The organism is Amycolatopsis benzoatilytica AK 16/65 (assembly GCF_000383915.1).
GTDB classification, from domain to species: Bacteria; Actinomycetota; Actinomycetes; order Mycobacteriales; family Pseudonocardiaceae; genus Amycolatopsis; species Amycolatopsis benzoatilytica.
On the sequence record NZ_KB912942.1, the window covers coordinates 7,806 to 27,893 of the forward strand.

The window sequence follows — 20,088 nt, forward strand, 5'->3', positions numbered from 1 at the left end:
GGGAGGGACACCTTCGCAGCTGTCACATCCCTGGCGCGGGGGTGACACCCGCGACCACCCCACCACTGTCACACCTGTCACTCCGTCACTCCACCCCGTCTGACCAGGCCAAACCGGAGTGACACCCCGAGTGACACCTACCGAGAGGAGCACCCGTGTTTATCGCCTCCGCGCCCGCCCGCCTAGCTCCGGAGACACCGACATGGCCGCACGCGAACACCTCACCGTTGACGAGTTCTGCGAAGAGTTCGATATCGCCCGATCGACATTCGATGACTGGCGCGCAAAGGGACGCGCGCCGCGGTGCCTGAAGCTCCCTAATCGCCAACTGCGAATTCGACGTGCCGACGTCGATGCCTGGCTTGAGTCCTGTTTGGAGGCCGCGTGAACACGAGCTATCAAGTACGGGTCTTCGGAATCACACCGCGCAAGAACCGACAGGGCAAGGTCACCGCACACGCGGTGCGGTGGCAGGTCGAGAAGTCCCGTTTCTGGAAGACATTCAAGGTCGCCGCGCAGGCGGACAGCTTCCGTTCGGGTCTCGTCTCGGCACAGCGGGCCGGTACCCCATTCGACCTGACCACCGGCCTGCCGGTGGAACACGGCAAGCCTCTGGAGCGCATGTCGTGGTTCGTGATGACGTGCAAGTACCTCGACATGAAGTGGCCGGATCTCGCTGCCACCGCGCGCCAAACCACCGCGGAGGCACTGATCCGGGTGCTGCCGGTCTTCGTACCTGACAAGCCGGGGCGGCCGGACGCGGAGACGATTCGGTCGGTGGCTCGCCAATGGGGGTACAACACGCCACGGCGCGAGTCGGACGCAGTGCCAGCCGATGCGGCGCGAGTACTCGACTGGCTTTCCCGCCACACCACACCCGTAATGACGGCCACGGAAGCCGAGACGCTGCGGAGCCTGCAGCGAGCCGTCACAAAACGGCTCGACGGCGAGCCGTACGCGCCAACGGTCGCCCGCCGAACCCGTTCGGTGCTGTCCAACATGCTCGACTACGCCACGAAGGAACTCAAAGTGCTCGACAGCAACCCGCTGCCTGACACGAAATGGACGAACATGCCAAAGGGTAAGCGCAAGGTCGATCGACGTGCGGTTCCCAACCCGATACAGGCACGCACGTTGCTGCGGATCGTTGGGGAGACGCCCCGTAGCGGGAATCGCCTCGAAGCGTTCTTTGCGCTGATGTACTTCGCCGCGCTCCGCCCGGAAGAGGCGACGAATCTCCGCAAGGAGCAGCTGGCGCTGCCCGCCCCTCGACGGAACCCCGACAGCGGGGAGCTTGAGTACGACTGGGGGACGCTGCACCTCGAAAGGGCAAGGCCGTATATCGATGCTCTGTGGACGGACGCAGGCACGGTGGGGGAGGACCGGCCGCTGAAGTCGCGGTCCGCGGGGGAGGTGCGGCCGGTGCCCTGCGCCCCCGAGCTGACCGCCATCCTGTGGCGCCACATCGAGCAATTCGGCTACGGCCCGGATGGACGCCTGTTCGTCGGTGAGCGCGGGGGACCGGTCTCGAAGGTCACCTACACCAAGGTGTTCCGTGCGGCCCGTGAGACGACGTTCACGGCCCAAGTGGCGCGAGGTCCGCTGGCGCGTCGGCCGTACGACCTCCGCCACGCCGCGGTGAGCACCTGGCTGGCCGCCGGCGTACCGGCCGCGACGGTCGCTGAGTGGGCCGGTCAGTCCGTCGCCGTGCTGCTAGAGGTCTACGCCAGCTTCCTCGACGGCGGGGAGGAGGCCGCTAAGCGGCAGATCGAGCGCGTGCTCGGGACTCCGCCGCGGTGAGCGCGCACACGCATCGCACACAGACGCCCGGATTCGGCCGTGGTCCGCCGTGGTCAGCCGGGTAAGACGCGAATCGGCCCCTACCGCGTTCTCGCTGGTAGGGGCCGGTTATGCGTGTTCAAAGAGGGTGCCCTCGGCAGGATTCGAACCTGCGACACCTGCCTCCGGAGGGCAGTGCTCTATCCCCTGAGCTACGAGGGCATCGCTTGCGCGATGGAGAAAGCTTAGCGCACGCCCTGGGAACGCCTTGCGGGGAGGGGTCCTTACGAGATTTTCCCACTTCGCGGGACCGCCCTGCTGGGGGCTGGGGCTTCGACCGGTCCGCCGGTACGGTGAACCAAGCCTACCCTGTATTGCACATATGCGCATGCGACTATATATTCTGTCCAGGCAATGACCCGGCACCAAGGAGGCGAGCGATGGGACACGGCCACGGGCACGGGCACACCGCCGCTCCGGCGAGCGCGTCCGGGCGCTATACCCGCGCTCTCCTCGTCTCCCTCGCGATCGGCGCGGGGTTCATGGTGCTGGAGTTCGCGGTGGGGTTCGCCACCGGCTCACTGGCGCTGATCTCCGACGCCGCGCACATGTTCACCGACGTCCTCGGCGTTGGCATGGCGCTCGCCGCGATCATCCTGGCGCGGCGCAGCGGCCGGACGCCCAGCCGCACGTTCGGCATGTACCGGGCGGAGGTGCTGGCCGCGCTGGCCAACGCGGTCCTGCTGTTCGGGGTCGCCGGCTACGTGGCGGTGGAGGCGATCGGCCGGATCTCCGCCCCGCCCGAGGTGCCCGGGCTGCCGGTGCTGCTCACCGCCGCGGCCGGGCTCGGCGCGAACGTCGTGTCGTTCCTCGTGCTGCGTTCCGGGGCGAAGGAGAGCCTGAACGTCCGCGGCGCGTATCTCGAAGTGCTGGCCGACCTGATTGGCTCGGTCGGCGTCCTGATCAGCGGTGCGATCACGCTCACCACCGGCTGGCGGTACGCGGACCCGATCATCGGCGTCGCGATCGGCCTGTTCGTGCTGCCGCGCACCTGGACGCTCGCCCGTCGCGCGCTGCGGATCCTGTTCCAGCACGCTCCGGCCGGTGTGGACGTAGGCGAGATCAGCACTGAGCTAGCCGCGCTGCCCGGCGTCGCGGACGTGCACGACCTGCACGTCTGGACGCTCACCTCGGGCATGGAGGTCGCCTCCGCGCACCTGACCATGACGGCGGAGGCGGAACAATCGACGGTGCTCACCGAGGCGCAGGACCTGCTGTCCGTCCGGTACGCGATCCAGCACGCGACGCTTCAGGTCGAGGGACCGCAGTGCGCGCGTCGCTGCGAGGAGCTGTCCTGGTAGACCGGGAGGCATGCGCAAGGACTTCGACCCCGGCGAACTCTCCCCGGGCGCGTTTTACCACCTGCTGACCGCCACCGTGGTGCCCCGGCCCATCGCCTGGGTGTCCAGTACGTCGAAAGCGGGCGTGGACAATCTCGCGCCGCATTCGTTCTTCACCGTCGCCTCGGCCGCGCCCGCCGTGCTGCAGTTCACCTCGGTGGGCCGCAAGGACAGCCTGCGCAACGTCGAGGCGACCCGGCAGTTCGTCGTCAACCTCGCGCCCGAGCCGCTGTTCGAGCAGATCAACGCGACGGGTGCGGATTTCCCGCCGGAGATCAGCGAGTTCGACGAGGCGGGCTTGACCCGGGAACCGAGCCGGAAGGTGCGCCCGCCGCGGGTCGCGGAGTCGCCAGTGGCGTTCGAATGCGAGCTGCACAGCACGGTCGGCTTCGGCCACTCGACGGTGGTGTTCGGCCGGGTGGTGCACCTGGCGGTGCGAGAGGACGTCCTCGACGGCGACCACCCGCTGATCGACCGGCTGCGCCCGCTGTCCCGGCTCGGCCGCGACGAATGGGGGACGGTAGGCGAGATCCGGGAACTGGCCCGGCCGGTCTACCAACGGGATTGAGCACGGCCCGCTGAGAGCGGTTGCCCGCTCCGGCGAAGTCCGGGAAGGGGCCCTTGCGAGAATCAGAGTCCCGCAAGGGCCCTTCCCGGACTGGCCGAAGCGAACGGAACGCCGGGTCAGGACGTGGGCAGCGGCTGCGCTCCCCGCGCCTGCAGCATGACCTTCATCTGGTCCATCTCCGCGCCCTGCGCCGTCAACATGCTGCGGCACAACGCTTTCACCGCCGCGACGGCGGTGTGGTCCTGGGCGTACTCGGCCATCGCCACGCCGCCTTGGTGATGGCGCAGCATCAGCTGCAGGAAGTCGACGTCCAGCGCGCGCCCGGACAGCGTGCGCAGCTTCGCGAGCTCCGCGTCGGTCGCCATGCCGGGCATCGGCGCGCCGCCGGCCGGGGCGCTCGTGGGCATCTGCATGCCCGCGTGGCCCATCGGCTCGGTCATCCACTTCATGTACGCGCCAGTGGCCTGTTCCGGCTGGTCCCACAGCATGAGCCAGCCCTTCATCCGGCCGACCTGCTCGGTCTGCGTGCGCTCGATGTCGAACGCGAGCTGCCGGATCTCCGAGTCGGTCGAGTGGTCGCGCGCCCAACCGGCCATGGTGACCGCCTGCAAGTGGTGCACCGACATGTCCTGCGCGAAGCCGACCTCGACCGAGCCGGCTCCCGGCGTGGACTGTGCGGTGTCGCCGCCGTCGGTGAGCCGGGTGACGAACACGCCGATCCCGATCCCGACGAGCAGCACCGCGAGCAGTGCGCCGCCGAGCACCACCCAGCGCGACCAGGCCGGGCGCTCCTGGACGACGTCTTCCTCAGCGGCGTCCGGGGAGTTCGAGGACACCCCGGTCACTGGCCCGGCATCCCGGGCTGCTGCTCGTTCTGCGCGCCGGTGCTGCCCTTGTAGTCCATCGGCTTGGCGTCCTTGCCCGGCTTGCTCGGGTCGAACTTCGGCGGGTTGCTCGGGTCGAACATGCCCTTGCCGAGCGCGTCGCAGGAGGCACCGATCTCCGGGTACACGCCGTTCGGGTTGGTCCGCAGCGCGGCGATGAACTGGTCAATGCGCGGGTCGTCAGCGCGGTCGAGCTTCAGCTGGTGGCCCCACGACTGCAGCGAGATCGGCTTGTCCAGGCCCGGGTACGGCGACATCATCGTGTACGGCTTGCCCTTGACCCGCGCCTCGAGCAGCGCCAGCTGGTCGCCCTTGACCTGGTCCGGGTTGTAGGCGATCCACACCGTGCCGTGCTCGAGCGCGTGCACCATGTTCTCGTTGCGCACCGCCACCGGGTACACGATTCCGGTGCACGCGGCCCAGTAGCCGTCGTGCGGGCCGCCGAACGGCGGGCTCTGGTCGTAGGCCACCCGCTCGCTGGGCAGGATGTGCACCGAGCCGGTGTACTGCTTGATGACCACGCCGGGGATCTTCTTCGACGGGTCCGGGTTGCTCGCGGTCGGCGCGAACGCCGCGGCGGCCTGGTCCCGGGCGGCCTGGTCGCGCTTCGGCGCGGACTGCACCAGGTAATAGGTGACAACGCTGGCCAGCAGGGCGACCACGACGACGGCGCCGATGATGGTGCCCCACGGCGTGCGCTTGCCCGCGACGACCGAGCGGCTCTTCGCCGCTTTCAGGGCAGCCGCGGACGAGCCCTTCTTTTTCGTGGTCCCGTTGGCCATGCTGGCGAGGTCTCCTCATGAGAGCGGGGGAGGGGCCCGGTCGGGACCCTGCCGGTAGACCAGTGTAGAGACCGCGCGTCGGATCACCGTGAACACCCGCGCACGGGCGCCGCCGAGCGGAACACCCTCGTTCGGGTGGCCCCGGTCTCCCCGGCCCGGACCGGCGGAAGCGCTGCTTACCGGCGCACCTAGAATTCGGCAAGTGACTCCCGCCGCTCTCGCCGATCTGGTCCGCAGCTCCGCCGTGCAGGTCCTCGCCGCACGCGGCGCCGACGCTTCGGTGCTCCCGGAGACCGTGACCATCGAACGCCCGCGCAACCCGGACCACGGGGACTACGCGACCAACCTCGCGCTGCAAGTGGCCAAGAAAGCCGGGCTGAAGCCGCGCGAGTTCGCCGAGGCGCTGGCCGAGGTCGTCGCCGCCGCGGACGGGGTGTCCGCGGCCGAGGTCGCCGGACCGGGTTTCCTCAACTTCCGGCTCGCCGCCGACGCCCAGGGCGAGGTCGTGCGCCAGGTGCTGGCCGCCGGCGCCGAGTACGGCCGCGGCGATTCGCTCGCCGGGCTCCGGATCAACCTCGAGTTCGTGTCCGCGAACCCGACCGGTCCGATCCACCTCGGCGGCACCCGCTGGGCCGCGGTCGGCGACGCGCTGGGCCGGGTGCTCGGCGCGCAGGGCGCGGACGTGACCCGCGAGTACTACTTCAACGACGCCGGCGCCCAGATCGACCGGTTCGTCCGCTCGCTGATCGCCGCCGCGCAGGGCGAGCCCGCGCCGGAGGACGGCTACGCCGGCGCGTACATCAGCGACATCGCGGCCGAGGTGCTCAAGCAGCAGCCGAGCGCGCTGAGCCAGCCCGAGGACCAGCGGCACGAGACTTTCCGGAGCATCGGCATCGAGCTGATGTTCAGCCAGATCAAGGACTCCCTGCACGAGTTCGGCACCGACTTCGACGTCTACTTCCACGAGAACTCGCTGCACGAGTCGGGCGCGGTCGACGGCGCGGTGCAGCAGCTCAAGGACTCCGGCAATCTCTACTTCGCCGACGGCGCCTGGTGGCTCCGCTCCAGCGAGTACGGCGACGACAAGGACCGGGTCGTCCTCAAGAAGGACGGCAACCCGGCCTACATCGCCGGCGACCTGGCCTACTTCAAGGACAAGCGCAACCGCGGCTTCGACCTGTGCATCTACATGCTCGGCGCGGACCACCACGGCTACATCGCCCGGCTCAAGGCCGCCGCGGCCGCCTTCGGCGACGACCCGGCGACTGTCGAGGTGCTGATCGGCCAGATGGTGAACCTGGTCAGCGACGGCAAGCCGGTGCGGATGTCCAAGCGCGCGGGCACCGTGATCACGCTGGAGGACCTGGTCGAGGCGGTCGGCGTGGACCCGGCCCGCTACGAGCTGATCCGCTACTCCGTCGATTCCTCTTTGGACGTCGACCTGGACCTGCTGCGCAAGCACTCCAACGACAACCCGGTGTACTACGTGCAGTACGCGCACGCCCGGCTGTCGTCGCTGCAGCGCGGCGCGGCGGACCTCGGCCTCAAATCCGACGCGGACGCCGATTTCGGCTTGCTGACCCTGCCCGCCGAGGGCGAGCTCATCCGCACGATCGGCGAATTCCCCGCCGTCGTGCGCCGGGCCGCGGAGATGCGCGAACCGCATCGCGTGGCCCGCTACCTCGAGGAACTGGCCGGCGCGTACCACAAGTTCTACACCGTGGGCCGCGTGCTGCCGCAGGGCGACGAGGAGGCCACCCCCCTCACGTACGCCCGTCTCGCGTTGTGCGAAGCCGCGCGCCAGGTGCTGGCGAACGGTTTGTCGCTGCTCGGTGTCTCCGCTCCGGAACGGATGTAAGAAATGGCGCACCCCGCGGGCCCCCGCCACGCCGACGTCTACCCCCATGCCGACGCCTCCGGGTTCCCGCCCTCGAGTGCCGGCGAACTCGACCATCTGCCGGCGAAAGTGTGGCCGCGCAACGCTTATCGCGCCGCCGACGGCGTGGTCCGGATCGCCGGGGTGGACGTGCGCGACCTCGCCGAGAAGTACGGCACGCCGCTGTTCGTGGTCGACGAGGCGGACTTCAAGTCCCGCTGCGCCGACTACGCCGAGGCGTTCGACGACCCGGCGCTGGTGCACTACGCGTCGAAGGCGTTCCTGTCCGTGGAGATCGCCCGCTGGGTGGCCGAACAGGGCCTGAGCCTGGACGTGTGCAGCGGCGGCGAGCTGGCCGTCGCGCAGCGCGCGGAGTTCCCCGCCGAGCGGATCACCTTCCACGGCAACAACAAGTCTGTCGCCGAGCTGGAACTCGCGGTGTCCGCGGGCGTCGGCACCGTGGTGGTCGACTCGTACTACGAGATCGCCCGGCTGGCCGAGGTCGCCGCCGCGCACGGGGTCGAGCAGAAGGTGCTCGTCCGGGTCACCGTCGGCGTCGAGGCGCACACCCACGAATTCATCGCGACCGCGCACGAGGACCAGAAGTTCGGCTTCTCGCTGGCGTCGGGCGACGCCGCGGAGGCGGTCCGCCGAGTGCTGAACGCGTCGTCGCTGAAGCTGGTCGGCCTGCACAGCCACATCGGCTCGCAGATCTTCGACGCGGACGGTTTCGAGGTGGCCGCGCGCCGCGTCGTCGGGCTGCTCGCCGACCTGGCCAAGGAACACGGCCGGGAGCTGCTGGAGCAGCTGAACGTCGTCGACCTCGGCGGCGGCTTCGGCATCGCCTACACCGAGAAGGACAACCCGCCGCCGCCCGCGCAGATGATCACGCAGATCCGCGAGATCGTCCGCAAGGAATGCGCATACGCCGACCTTCCGGTGCCGCGGATCGCCGGCGAGCCGGGCCGCGCGATCGCCGGGCCGGGCACGTTCACGCTGTACGAGGTCGGCACCATCAAGGACGTGGCGCTCGGCGACGAGACCGCGCGCCGGTACGTCAGCGTCGACGGCGGGATGAGCGACAACATCCGCACCGCGCTCTACGACGCGGTCTACGACTGCCGGGTGGTTTCCCGCTCGGCAGCTGACGGGAACGAGCCGGTGACCCCCGCGTTGTCTCGCGTGGTGGGAAAACACTGTGAGTCCGGCGACATCGTGGTCCGAGACTGCTGGCTGCCAGACACGCTGGCTCCCGGCGACCTGCTGGCCGTCGCGGCGACCGGCGCCTACTGCTACGCGATGGCCAGCGGTTACAACCGGCTGCCGCGGCCGGCGGTGGTCGCCGTGCGCAACGGCACCGCCCGGCTGCTGCTGCGCAGGGAGACGACGGACGACATGTTGCGCCTGGAGGTTTGAGAAGTGTCCACAGTGTCTCCATCCGACCGTCCAGCCGTCCGGGTCGCGATGCTCGGCTGCGGCACGGTCGGCAGCGAGGTCGCCCGCCGGCTCACCGAACACGCTGACGAGCTGGCCGCCCGCGCGGGCGCGCCGGTCGAGCTGGTCGGCATCGCGGTGCGCCGCCCGGACAAGCACCCGGAGCTGCCCGCGGAGCTGCTCACCGACGACGCCGCGGCGCTGGTCGCGCGCGACGACGTCGACGTGGTGGTCGAGCTGGTCGGCGGGATCGACCCGGTCCGCGGCTGGCTGCTCACCGCGCTGAACAGCGGGAAATCCGTGGTCACCGCCAACAAGGCGCTGCTCGCCGAGCATTCCGCGGAACTGTTCGAGGCGGCCGACGCGGCCGGCGTCGACCTGTACTTCGAGGCGTCCGTCGCCGGGGCCATCCCGCTGCTGCGCCCGCTGCGCGAATCGCTGGCCGGTGACCGGATCACCCGCGTGATGGGGATCGTCAACGGTACGACCAACTACATCCTGTCCGCGATGGACGCCACCGGCGCCGGGTACGCGGAGACGCTCGACGAGGCGAGCCGGCTCGGGTACGCCGAGGCGGACCCGACCGCGGACGTGGACGGCTACGACGCGGCGTCGAAGGCCGCGATCCTGGCCTCGCTGGCGTTCCACACCCGGGTCACCGCGAAGGACGTGCACCGCGAAGGCATCGCCGACGTCACGGCGTCCGACCTCGCCGCGGCGCGCACCCTCGGCCGCACCGTGAAGCTGCTGGCCATCTGCGAGCGGGTGACCGCGGACGACGGCACCGAATCGGTGTCCGCGCGCGTGCATCCGGTCATGATTCCGCGCAGCCACCAATTGGCCGGCGTGGGCGGCGCGTTCAACGCGGTCTACGTCGAGGCGGACGCGGCCGGCGAGCTGATGTTCTACGGCCAGGGCGCGGGCGGCGCCCCGACGGCCAGCGCGGTGCTCGGCGACCTCGTCGCGGTGGCCCGCAACCAGGTGCTCGGCGGTCGCGGCCCGCGCGAATCGGCGCATGCCGCGCTGCCGATGCGGCCGATGGGCCAGACTCCGACGCGCTACCACGTCAGCCTGGACGTGGCCGACCGCGCCGGCGTGCTGGCCCAAGTGGCGCAGGCGTTCGCCGGCCACGGCGTGAGCATCGCCGCGGTCCGCCAGCGCGACGCGAACGACACGGCGAGCCTCGTGGTGGTCACCCACCTCGCGCCGGACGCGGCGCTTCAGTCCACTGTGGACGAGATTGCGAAACTTGATGTGGTGCACGAGGTTGTGAGCGTGATGCGGGTGGAAGGCGAAGACGCATGAGTGGCTGGCCGGGGATCATCGAGGCGTACCGCGACCGGATCCCGGTCCCGGACGGGGCCCGCGTGGTCACCCTTGGCGAGGGCAACACCCCGCTGCTGCCCGCTCCGCACCTGTCCGAGCTGACCGGCGCCACGGTGTACCTGAAGGTCGAGGGCGCCAACCCGACCGGCTCGTTCAAGGACCGCGGGATGACCGTGGCCATCACGCACGCGCTGGCCAGCGGCCTCAAGGCGGTGATCTGCGCGTCCACCGGCAACACCTCCGCCTCGGCCGCCGCGTACGCCGCGCGCGCCGGGCTCACCTGCGCGGTGCTGGTGCCCCAGGGCAAGATCGCGATGGGCAAGCTCGCCCAGGCGGTGCTGCACGGGGCCCGGATCCTGCAGGTCGACGGCAACTTCGACGATTGCCTCGAACTCGCGCGCAAGACCGCCGCGGACTACCCGGTCACGCTCGTCAACTCGGTCAACCCGGTGCGCATCGCGGGCCAGAAGACCGCGGCGTTCGAGATCTGCGACGTGCTCGGCCAGGCGCCGGACATCCACTGCCTCCCGGTCGGCAACGCCGGCAACATCACCGCGTACTGGAAGGGCTATTCGGAGTACGCGGCGGACGGTGTGGTGAAGAACACTCCGCGCATGTTCGGTTTCCAGGCGGCCGGCGCGGCTCCGCTCGTGCACGGCGCACCGGTGTCGGACCCGGACACCATCGCGACCGCGATCCGCATCGGCAGCCCGGCTTCGTGGAACGGCGCGATGACCGCGAAAGAGGAGTCGGACGGCCTGTTCGAGGCGATCACCGACGAGAAAATCCTTGAGGCGTACCGGCTGCTGGCCCGGCGGGAGGGCGTGTTCGTCGAACCGGCGTCGGCGACCAGCGTGGCCGGCCTGCTGGCCACCCACGCGGACGGCCGGTTGCCGAAGGGAAGCACGGTCGTCTGCACGGTCACCGGGCACGGACTGAAGGACCCGGCGACGGCGCTGGAGGGCAACGTGGAGGTCGAGCCGCTCGCGGTCGACCCGACCGCGGTCGCCGCGGCGCTGGATCTGTCGTGACCGCGCCGATCCGCGCGCTTTCCGCTCCCGCCGCGTCGCCGCTCGGCAGCGGTGTTCCCGGCGCCAGCCTGTCCGTGCGCGGCCCCTGGAGGGAAGCCAAGCCCCGCAAGGGGCCCTTCACTGACAAGCAGCAAGCGTTCCGGTGCGGGACCGGGGCACAGTCGTGACGGCGCGGACCGGGTTTCGCGTCACCGTTCCGGCTTCGACGGCGAACCTCGGACCGGGCTTCGACGCGCTCGGCCTGGCGCTGGCCCGGCACGACGTGGTCGAGCTGGAGGTGACCGGAGGCGGCCTGAAGGTCGAGGTCTTCGACGCCGGGGCGGGCGGCGTCGAAGACGTGCCGACCGACGAAACCCACCTCGTCGTCCGCGCGATCCGGCGGGCGTGCGAGCACCTGGACGTGCGTCCGAATGGCCTGCACCTGCGCTGCCACAACAGCATTCCGCACGCGCGCGGCCTCGGCTCGTCTGCCGCCGCGGTGGTGTCCGGGGTCGCGCTCGGCTATGCGATCGCCGGCCGTCCGCTCGACGACGACGCGCTGCAGCTGGCGGCGGAATTCGAGGGCCACGCGGACAACGCGGCGGCCAGCCTGCTCGGCGGCCTCGTGGTGGCCTGGTCGGAAAACGGCCGGTTCCGGGCGGAACGCGTGGAGCCGAACCCGGCGCTGCGGCCGGTGGTCGCGGTGCCGGCGGAAAAATCGTCCACCGACGCCACCCGCGGCCTGCTTCCGGCGCAGATCCCGCACGCCGACGCGGCACACAGCGCGGGCCGGGCGGCGCTGGCCGTCCTCGCCGTCACCGAGCGGCCGGAGCTCCTGCTGGCGGCTACTGAAGACCGGCTGCACCAGGACTACCGCGCCGGGGCGTACCCGGCGAGCACCGCGCTGGTGCGCACGCTGCGCGCCCAGGGCGTGGCCGCCGCGATCTCCGGCGCCGGACCGACTGTGCTCGCTCTCACGACCAGCGGAATACTTCCGGCCGACGTGGACGTTACGGGTTTCGAGGTCGTCGAATTGCCGGTCGACCGCAAGGGTGTGCAGGTCGTCCCCAAGTGACGAGCAGGTCACGGGGCGGGCGGCGAGGTGCGCCACGCGGGGGGTGGTTGTTGCACCCGGGCAAGGCGCGGTCTACCCTCGGGGGCGTTCGATCACCGTGCGTTTCCGCACCTGATGCCGGGCCTGTTCGCCCTTAGCGGCGGCTCCGGTCCGCGCATCCTTCGTCGATCCGCTGATTCCGCACCGCTTGAGCCGCGGGAGGCGGAGGGACGCAGGCGGGTTTCCGGTCTCGGCGGTGCCGAATTCCGCTTCCTTCGTCCGGAGGAGGCAAACACCCTGTGCTGGCGGCGTTTTGCTGTGTCTCGCACGGCTAAGCGCGAGCCGTCCGCATCGGAGGCAGAAGCCGTCTCGCTACGGCGGCAGTCCGCTGATCCACCCGGAACGTGGATCGGTCAGGAAGGACATGTGTGAGCAACACCGATCTGTTGAGCGGCGACGCGGCGGCCCCCGCCGCTGACACCACTGGGGCCGCGGCTGCTCCGAAGCGCCGCGCCGGGGGCCTGTCCGGAATGGTCATCGCCGAGCTCCGCCAGCTGGCGGGCGAACTGGGTGTGGGCGAGACCACCGGCATGCGCAAGGGAGACCTGATCGCCGCGATCCGCGAGCGCCAGGGCAAGAGCAAGAAGCGTGGCCCAGGGCAGGCCGAGGCGCTCCCGCTGGACGGCGTCGAGCCGGTGAAGGCGGAGAGGCCCGCTCGCCGGGCCAAGGCGGACGCGCCGAAGGCGGAACCGGCTCCGGCCGAGGCGGCCAAGGCCGAATCCCCGAAGGCGGAGGCCCCGCAGGCGGCCGCTCCGCAGGCCGAGGCTCCCGCCGAGAAGCCGGCCGCGCAGGAGCGCCCGGAGCGGCAGGACCGTTCCGAGGGCGCCGAGGGCCAGTCCGAGGAAGGCGGCCGCAACCGCCGTCGCCGCGGCGGCGCGAACCGTGACGGCCAGCGCGGCGACCGGCAGGGCAACCGCGACGGCAACCGCGAGAACCGGGACAGCAACCGGGAGAACCGGGGCGGCCAGGACAACCGCGACGGCAACCGGGACAACCGGGACAGCAACCGCGACAACCGCGGCGGCCAGGACAACCGCGACAACCGGGGCGGCCAGGACAACCGCGACGGCAACCGCGACAACCGCGACAACCGGGGCCGCAACCAGCAGGACGGCCGCGACAACCGGGACAACCGGGACCGCGACAACCGCGCCGCCCAGGACGACGACGAGGAAGGCGGCCGCCGCGGCCGTCGCTTCCGCGACCGTCGCCGCCGGGGCAGCGGGGGCGGCCGCGCCGAGGGCGGCGCGCCGGACACCGAGATCCGCGAGGACGACGTCCTGCTGCCGGTCGCCGGCATCCTGGACGTGCTGGACAACTACGCGTTCGTGCGCACCTCGGGCTACCTCGCCGGGCCGAACGACGTGTACGTGTCGCTGTCGCTGGTCCGCAAGTTCGGCCTGCGCCGCGGCGACGCGATCACCGGCGTCGTGCGCCAGCCGCGCGACGGCGAGCAGCAGCGGCAGAAGTTCAACCCGCTGGTGCGCGTCGACTCGATCAACGGCCTGGAGCCGGAAGAGGCCAAGCGCCGTCCGGACTTCACCAAGCTGACCCCGCTGTACCCGAACGAGCGGCTGCGCCTCGAGACCGAGCCGCACAAGCTCACCACCCGCGTGATCGACCTGATCATGCCGGTCGGCAAGGGCCAGCGAGCGCTGATCGTGTCCCCGCCGAAGGCCGGTAAGACCACGATCATGCAGGACATCGCGAACGCGATCACGACGAACAACCCTGAGGCCCACCTCATGGTCGTCCTGGTCGACGAGCGCCCGGAAGAGGTCACCGACATGCAGCGGTCGGTGAAGGGCGAGGTCATCGCCTCCACCTTCGACCGCCCGCCGTCCGACCACACCTCGGTCGCCGAGCTGTCCATCGAGCGGGCCAAGCGCCTGGTCGAAATGGGCCACGACGTGGTCGTCCTGCTCGACTCGATCACCCGGCTGGGCCGCGCGTACAACCTGGCCGCCCCGGCGTCCGGGCGCATCCTGTCCGGTGGTGTCGACTCGACCGCGCTCTACCCGCCGAAGCGTTTCCTCGGCGCCGCGCGCAACATCGAGAACGGCGGCTCGCTCACCATCTTCGCGACCGCGATGGTGGAGACCGGGTCCACGATGGACACGGTGATCTTCGAGGAGTTCAAGGGCACCGGCAACGCGGAGCTCAAGCTCGACCGCAAGATCTCCGAGCGCCGCGTGTTCCCGGCGGTCGACGTCAACCCGTCCGGCACCCGCAAGGAAGAGCTGCTGCTCTCGCCGGACGAGCTCGCGGTGACGCACAAGCTGCACCGCGTGCTGCACGCGCTGGACTCGCAGCAGGCGATCGACCTGCTGATTTCGCGCCTGCGCAAGACGAAGACCAACATCGAGTTCCTGATGCAGGTGTCGAAGACCGCCCTGGGCGGCGGAGACGACGACTGAGTCGCCTCCCGCGGGCCAATCGCTGACTGGCCCGCGTTCGGACGAAGCACGACGGCCCGCCCCGGTTTCCCGGGGCGGGCCGGTTTCGTTTCCGGCTGAGCCCTGACCTGCCCCCGCCCCGCCGCGAGTCCAAGTCCGTGATGGGCCCCTTGAGGGACCTAGATTCCCTCAAGGGCCCCTTCACGGAAGGCACCACTCGACGCGGGTGCCGGGGTGCGGGCCGTCAACCGTACCGGTTGCGCTCGGACCGGACTGGCCAGGTGCGACAAGGTCGGGTCCTCGCCGGGTTGGCCTGTACCACGGTGGCGGCCCGCACGAAGCCGAGCAGCAGCGCGGAAGACCGAATGACCATGTCCCGCACGATGTCGCCCGGATGTCGGCGGACGCTCGGTGACGCTTTCCCGATAGCTGTGCCGCAGCAAGGGTTTTCCCGTCGCAGTACGCCGACGGAGCGCCCCGTGCCGACCCCAGGTCCGGCAGGGAGCGCTCCGTCGGTTCACCTGCCCTTGCCCGAGGATGGCGGGCACGGGCAGCGGTCAACGACCGGCCGGGTTACTGGTGCGGCACCGCGGCCGGGGTCCAGCCGCGATAGTTGTTGAAGTAGCTGGTCGAGCTGCCGTGCCCGATCGCTCCGCCGACACTGGTCGCGTAGAACCCGCCGTTGCCGTCCGCGATGCCGACGTGGCCGTACGCGCTGATGTTCCAGTAGACAAACGACCCGGCCGGCGGAGTTCCGGTCGTGTGCTTCGGGCTGGCGCCGTTCCAGTGCGCGTTGGCCGATGCCCACACCCCGCCGGTCCCATAGGAGTTCTCGGCGGCCTTCTCGCAGTAGTGCTCCCACCCACTGCTGCCCATGTGCGCCCGGTACCAGGCGACCGCTCCGGACGGGCTGCCGTCGCCGGCGCTGTCGATGCTCGCCTCGGGCACCTGGGTGAACGTGCCGGCCACCGGGTTGATGTCGGCTGCCGTGACGCCGGTGCTGGCGTTCGCGGCCGGCGCGAAGACCACAGCGGACGCGGCCAGTGCGAGCGCCGCGGCCGGTTTCGCGAGCCGGGCTAGCAGAACGGTCATGCGCATGTCCGCACCTCCAGTATGCGAGTGATTCACGAACATGACGAGCATCACGCCAAGCGGTACAAAATCCGTACAAGGCGAACGGCTCTGCCTGCCCCCGGTAGCGATCGGCGGCGGAATACCTGGTCACCGGGGTGTGTTGAAGCCGGTGCCAGCCGGTCTGGCAGAATGACCCGCTGAAGTCCGGCACCGGTTCACCCCTGCACAGGGGACCCGGGGCCAACGAGAGAGGACACCATGAAGAGCGGTATTCACCCGAATTACGTGGAAACGACGGTCACCTGCAACTGCGGGAACACCTTCGTCACCCGCAGCACCAAGGAGTCGGGCCAGATCCACGTCGAGATCTGCTCGAACTGCCACCCGTTCTACACCGGCAAGCAGAAGATCATGGACACCGGTGGCCGGGTTGCCCGGTTCGAGAAGCGCTACGGCAAGCGGCAGAAGACCGAAGCCAAGTAGCTCGTTCGACGGCGCCTACCCGCACGCCCGGGTGGGCGCCGTTGTTCTGTCCGGGCCCGTTCGGTAGAGAGAGAAGGCTGCGAAGTGGATTCGAGTTCGCTCAAGGGGCTGCTCGACGAGCACTCTCAGCTGGAGCGGCAGCTCGCCGACCCGGCGGTGCACGCCGACCAGGCCCGGGCGCGCAAGCTGGGCCGCCGGTACGCCGAGCTGAGCCCGGTGGTGCGCGTGGTCCGCGAACTGGACCAGACGCGCGACGACCTGTCCGCGGCCAAGGAACTGGCCGCCGAGGACGCGACGTTCGCGGCCGAGGCGGAGGAACTGGCGGCGAAGATCCCGCTGCTCGAGGCCAAGCTCACCGAACTGCTGCTGCCGCGCGACCCGTACGACGGCTCCGACGTCGTCATGGAGATCAAGTCCGGCGAAGGCGGCGAGGAATCCGCGCTGTTCGCCGGCGACCTGCTGCGCATGTACCTGCGGTACGCGGAGCGGCACAACTGGAAGGCCGAGGTGCTCGACTCGACCGAGTCGGACCTCGGCGGCTACAAGGACGTCACGCTGTCGCTGAAGAGCAAGACGGCCGACGTCGAAGGCGTCTGGTCGAGGCTCAAGTTCGAGGGCGGCGTGCACCGCGTGCAGCGCGTGCCGGCCACCGAGTCGCAAGGCCGGATCCACACGTCCGCGTCCGGCGTGCTGATCTACCCGGAACCGGAGGAGGTCGAGGTCGAAATCGACCCGAACGACCTGCGCATCGACGTGTTCCGGTCGTCCGGCCCGGGCGGACAGAGCGTGAACACCACCGACTCGGCGGTGCGGATCACTCACCTGCCGACCGGCATCGTCGTCTCGTGCCAGAACGAGAAGTCGCAGATCCAGAACCGGGCGCGGGCGCTGCAGGTGCTGCAGGCGCGCCTGCAGCAGGTCGCCGAAGAAGAAGCCGCGGCGAAGGCGTCGGACGCCCGCCGGTCGCAGGTGCGGACGGTCGACCGCTCAGAGCGCGTGCGGACCTACAACTACCCGGAGAACCGAATTTCCGATCACCGGGTCAACTACAAGGCATACAACCTGGACCAGGTCCTGGACGGCGAACTCGACGGCGTGCTGGACGCGCTGGCGACCGCCGACCGGGAGGAACGGCTCGCCGCGCACTCCGGCTGAGGTCTTCCAGAAGGGCCGCTTTCCCGGAGCGATTCGGGGGAGCGGCCCGTTTTCGTCTCACGCCGCGGCGGGGATGATCTCCGGCCGCGGGTCGTCCTCCGCACTGGTCTCCGGTTCCTTCTCGGCGCGCGGCAGCAGACTGAGGATGGCGAACACCACCGCCAGCACAGTCGGGAACAGCGTCAGCAGCTGGTGTTTCACCCCCTCGATCCCCTCGCCCAGCGCGGACAGTCCCAGCTGCCCGGCGGCGAAGAACACCAGCAGGAACGTCACCAGCCCGTACTCGCGCCGTTTTCGCCGGAACGCGCGCACGCCGGCCCAGCCGATCAGCAGCCAAACCGGTACCAGCACGAACAATCCGAGCGGCGCGGCGAGTGCGGCCAGGCCGGAGAACACCGGCACCCGGTACTCCTTCGAAAGCCTCGGCTGGCCGGACAGCTCACCGAAACTGCCGAGGTTCGCCGGGCGCGCGGTCAGCGCGTCGATGCCGCCCTGCTGAAGGATTTCCGCGGTGCGGCCGGGGTGCGTCGCGTAGTAGTGCACGACGTTGCGACGGCTGATCTTGTCCCGGTACTGCGGGTAGAGCGGGTCGTTCGGCGCACCGTGTTCGTCCCACCATCCAGTGCCGACGTACTTCGCGAAGGATTCCGGCAGCCCGAGCGCGGCGAGGTCGCCCGCGGTGTCGTGTTTTCCGTCCACAATGGAATCAAAGATCGCGTGGTACATATTGGCTTCGCGGTAAACCGAGTTGGCTGGGTCGCCCTGGGACTGCATCGCGAGAGTGCCCGCGCCGACGATCGAGAGGAGGGCGAGCGGCAGTGCCCAGCGCTTCCGTCCGCGCTCGCCCTTTCTCCGGGTCAGCAGCAGGGCGAGCGCGAAAAGCGGGATGAGCAAAAGGGTTTGCGATTTGGCGTTGATCCCGACGAGCCCGCCGAGGACCGTCACCACCGCGCCGGCCAGTCGGAGCCGGCCGGTGCGGTGCAGCAACAGCAGACCGGCGCAGATCAGCAAGATTCCCAGGAACGCCGCGCCTTCGCTGAGCACCGACGCGAAGTAGCCGAAGAACGCCGAGTCCGCCATCACCAGCAGCAGCAACCCGGCGGCGACGGCTTGGCCGCGTCGCCGCAGATCGAGCCCGAGCACCGTGACCGCGATGGCCGCGGCGATCAGCACACAGGTGAGCACCCCGAGCACGAGCAAGTTCAGCACGTCGGATCCGCCGAACAGGCCGCCGAGCTTGCTCGCGGCCCAGTCCAGCCAAATCTGGCTGGACACGTACGGCGAATCGCACGGCGCGGCGGGGCCGTAACCGAATTGGACGAACCCTTCGAGCAGCCGGTTCGGCTGTGCCGCGTCGAGCTGGCAGAGCAACCGCCAGCCGTCGCCGTTGTCCGCCATGCCCACTGGCCGTGGCACGAGAAACCGCACCAGCAGCAAGCCGAGCGCGGCGGCGAAGATCCCGAGGCCGAAGCGTAGTTCCTTGGGTCGCACCGGGCGGAGTCTAGAGGGGAGCCCGCCTGCGGACCGGGGCGGGCGGCGCCGGGTGACTCACTCGGTAGCCGCGGCGAACGCGGTCATCCGTTCCTCGTACTCCTCGTCGGCGCCGAAATGCACGGACACCGCGGCCGCCCCTGCCGCCCGGTACTCGTGGTAGGTCTCGACTGCCGTCGCCAGCTCTCCGGTGACCTGCAGCCGGGCGATCGGCCGTACTCGCCGCTCGGGATCGAGTTCGGCCAGCTTCGTTACCCGCTCCGCGAACTGGTCCGGCGACAGCCCGGCGCTGAGCCACTGGTCCCCGGCGCGAGCCGCTCGGCGCAGCGCGACCGTCGAGTTCCCGCCGACCAGGATCGGGATCCGGCCGGCCGGGCGCGGTTCGAAGTGCCCGCCCGCCGGGCCGCGTCCGGTCGTGAACAGCTGGTCGAGCAGCGCGAGCGTGTGGTCCAGCAGCGCACCGCGCCGGGAGAAGTCCACGCCGAGCTCGGCGAACTCCGGTTCGTTCCAGCCCGCGCCCAGGCCCAGCACCAGCCGGTGGCCGGAGAGCCGGTCGACGGTCGCCGCCTGCTTGGCCAGCACGTACGGCGAGCGCAGCGGCGCGATCACCACCGACGTGCCCAGCTGCACGCGTTCGGTGGCCGCGGCCAGGTAGCCGAGGGTGACCAGCGGCTCGTACACCCCGCCGAAGACCTCGCCGAACGGTTCCGGCGGCAGTACGTGATCGGGCAGCCACACCGCGTCGTAGCCCAGTTTCTCGGCCAGCCGGGCCAGCCCAGCGAGCCGCTGGGGACTCAGCGACGGCGCTTCGTTCGGCAGGACCAGCTGCCGGCTCATCGCAGTCCCTCCCGGATCGCGGCGAGCAGGAGACCGGGGCTCTGGCTGGATTCCTGGGGAGCGAAATGTTCCGTCATGCGTCCGACGTTAAGGATTGACACCAATGTGAAGGCCAGACCTTGGGGACGACGGATGCTGATCGGCGAACTCGCGGAACGCACGGGCGTGGCGCCGCGGCTGCTGCGGTACTACGGCGAGCAGGGGCTCTTGTCCTCGACGCGCAACACCAGCGGATACCGGGTCTACGACGACGAAGCGGTGGCCCGCGTGCTGCAGATTCGGAAACTGCTGGCCGCGGGCCTGACCACGGAGATGATCGCCGGGATGCTCGACTGCGCGACCGGACCCGCCGCGCACCTCGACCTGTGCCCGGAGCTGGTGCGCCGGCTGCGCAGCGAACTCGCCGAGACCGACCGGCGGATCGGCGCGCTGGCCCAGCAGCGGGAAGTACTGGCCGGGTATCTCGGCCAGGCGTGACC

The 20,088-nt window shown here is 70.2% G+C and carries 18 protein-coding genes and 1 tRNA gene; 13 read left to right on the forward strand and 6 right to left on the reverse strand.

Annotation, left to right across the window (positions count from 1 at the left end; genetic code table 11):
• Window positions 1-202 precede the first annotated feature (202 nt).
• Entirely contained in the window at window positions 203-388 is a 186-nt protein-coding gene (locus AMYBE_RS43740) for a helix-turn-helix transcriptional regulator (protein ID WP_084469831.1), read from the forward strand.
• On the forward strand, window positions 385-1,800 hold the full coding sequence (locus AMYBE_RS0100050) for a tyrosine-type recombinase/integrase (protein WP_020657271.1): 1,416 nt from the start codon (window positions 385-387) through the stop codon (window positions 1,798-1,800). The genes AMYBE_RS43740 and AMYBE_RS0100050 overlap by 4 nt, the downstream gene beginning before the upstream one ends.
• 128 nt (window positions 1,801-1,928) lie before the next feature.
• On the opposite strand, the gene AMYBE_RS0100055 is transcribed toward AMYBE_RS0100050, so the two are convergent.
• Window positions 1,929-2,001: transfer RNA gene (locus AMYBE_RS0100055), tRNA-Arg, on the reverse strand.
• Window positions 2,002-2,219: 218 nt separating this feature from the next.
• Between AMYBE_RS0100055 and AMYBE_RS0100060 the strand changes: the two genes are divergently transcribed.
• Entirely contained in the window at window positions 2,220-3,140 is a 921-nt protein-coding gene (locus AMYBE_RS0100060) for a cation diffusion facilitator family transporter (RefSeq protein ID WP_020657272.1), read from the forward strand.
• 10 nt (window positions 3,141-3,150) lie between these two features.
• A complete protein-coding gene (locus AMYBE_RS0100065) occupies window positions 3,151-3,747 on the forward strand; it encodes a flavin reductase family protein (protein WP_020657273.1) in 597 nt (198 codons plus the stop codon).
• A gap of 116 nt (window positions 3,748-3,863) precedes the next feature.
• On the opposite strand, the gene AMYBE_RS0100070 is transcribed toward AMYBE_RS0100065, so the two are convergent.
• Window positions 3,864-4,592, reverse strand: a complete 729-nt coding sequence (locus AMYBE_RS0100070; protein ID WP_020657274.1) for a DUF305 domain-containing protein — start codon at window positions 4,590-4,592, stop codon at window positions 3,864-3,866.
• Window positions 4,589-5,413: a thioredoxin-like domain-containing protein gene (locus AMYBE_RS0100075; RefSeq protein WP_020657275.1), complete on the reverse strand. Its 825-nt coding sequence runs from the start codon at window positions 5,411-5,413 to the stop codon at window positions 4,589-4,591. The genes AMYBE_RS0100070 and AMYBE_RS0100075 overlap by 4 nt, the downstream gene beginning before the upstream one ends.
• 202 nt (window positions 5,414-5,615) lie before the next feature.
• On the opposite strand from AMYBE_RS0100075, the gene argS reads away from it, so the two are divergent.
• The 6 genes from argS to rho all read left to right on the forward strand — a co-directional run bounded on the left by argS (window position 5,616) and on the right by rho (window position 14,590).
• Window positions 5,616-7,271, forward strand: a complete 1,656-nt coding sequence (gene argS, locus AMYBE_RS0100080) for an arginine--tRNA ligase (protein WP_020657276.1) — start codon at window positions 5,616-5,618, stop codon at window positions 7,269-7,271.
• A gap of 3 nt (window positions 7,272-7,274) precedes the next feature.
• Complete coding sequence (gene lysA / locus AMYBE_RS0100085) at window positions 7,275-8,705, forward strand: diaminopimelate decarboxylase (RefSeq protein ID WP_020657277.1); 1,431 nt, start codon at window positions 7,275-7,277, stop codon at window positions 8,703-8,705.
• 3 nt (window positions 8,706-8,708) lie between these two features.
• Window positions 8,709-10,028 carry a homoserine dehydrogenase gene (locus tag AMYBE_RS0100090; RefSeq protein ID WP_020657278.1) on the forward strand — a complete coding sequence of 440 codons (1,320 nt, stop codon included), beginning with the start codon at window positions 8,709-8,711 and terminating at the stop codon, window positions 10,026-10,028.
• Window positions 10,025-11,080, forward strand: coding sequence for a threonine synthase (thrC, locus tag AMYBE_RS0100095; RefSeq protein WP_020657279.1), 1,056 nt, complete (start codon window positions 10,025-10,027; stop codon window positions 11,078-11,080). Before AMYBE_RS0100090 ends, thrC begins: the two co-directional genes overlap by 4 nt.
• A 163-nt stretch (window positions 11,081-11,243) precedes the next feature.
• Entirely contained in the window at window positions 11,244-12,134 is an 891-nt protein-coding gene (gene thrB / locus AMYBE_RS0100100; protein WP_020657280.1) for a homoserine kinase, read from the forward strand.
• 407 nt (window positions 12,135-12,541) lie between these two features.
• Window positions 12,542-14,590, forward strand: coding sequence for a transcription termination factor Rho (rho, locus tag AMYBE_RS0100105; RefSeq protein WP_020657281.1), 2,049 nt, complete (start codon window positions 12,542-12,544; stop codon window positions 14,588-14,590).
• Window positions 14,591-15,142: 552 nt separating this feature from the next.
• Here rho and AMYBE_RS0100110 read toward each other — a convergent pair.
• Complete coding sequence (locus tag AMYBE_RS0100110; RefSeq protein ID WP_027927237.1) at window positions 15,143-15,661, reverse strand: hypothetical protein; 519 nt, start codon at window positions 15,659-15,661, stop codon at window positions 15,143-15,145.
• Window positions 15,662-15,901: 240 nt separating this feature from the next.
• On the opposite strand from AMYBE_RS0100110, the gene rpmE reads away from it, so the two are divergent.
• Window positions 15,902-16,126 carry a 50S ribosomal protein L31 gene (gene rpmE / locus AMYBE_RS0100115; protein ID WP_020657283.1) on the forward strand — a complete coding sequence of 75 codons (225 nt, stop codon included), beginning with the start codon at window positions 15,902-15,904 and terminating at the stop codon, window positions 16,124-16,126.
• 84 nt (window positions 16,127-16,210) lie between these two features.
• A complete protein-coding gene (gene prfA, locus AMYBE_RS0100120; protein WP_020657284.1) occupies window positions 16,211-17,281 on the forward strand; it encodes a peptide chain release factor 1 in 1,071 nt (356 codons plus the stop codon).
• Between the two features lie 57 nt (window positions 17,282-17,338).
• Here the strand turns inward: prfA and wsfD are convergent, their stop codons facing one another.
• Together wsfD and AMYBE_RS0100130 are read right to left on the reverse strand one after the other, a co-directional pair.
• Entirely contained in the window at window positions 17,339-18,772 is a 1,434-nt protein-coding gene (wsfD, locus tag AMYBE_RS0100125; RefSeq protein ID WP_020657285.1) for a glycan biosynthesis hexose transferase WsfD, read from the reverse strand.
• A 57-nt stretch (window positions 18,773-18,829) separates the two neighbouring features.
• Complete coding sequence (locus AMYBE_RS0100130) at window positions 18,830-19,609, reverse strand: TIGR03619 family F420-dependent LLM class oxidoreductase (RefSeq protein ID WP_020657286.1); 780 nt, start codon at window positions 19,607-19,609, stop codon at window positions 18,830-18,832.
• Window positions 19,610-19,741: 132 nt separating this feature from the next.
• Here AMYBE_RS0100130 and AMYBE_RS0100135 point away from each other — a divergent pair, with 132 nt between their 5' ends.
• Entirely contained in the window at window positions 19,742-20,086 is a 345-nt protein-coding gene (locus tag AMYBE_RS0100135) for a MerR family transcriptional regulator (protein ID WP_020657287.1), read from the forward strand.
• The last annotated feature ends 2 nt before the right edge of the window (window positions 20,087-20,088 follow it).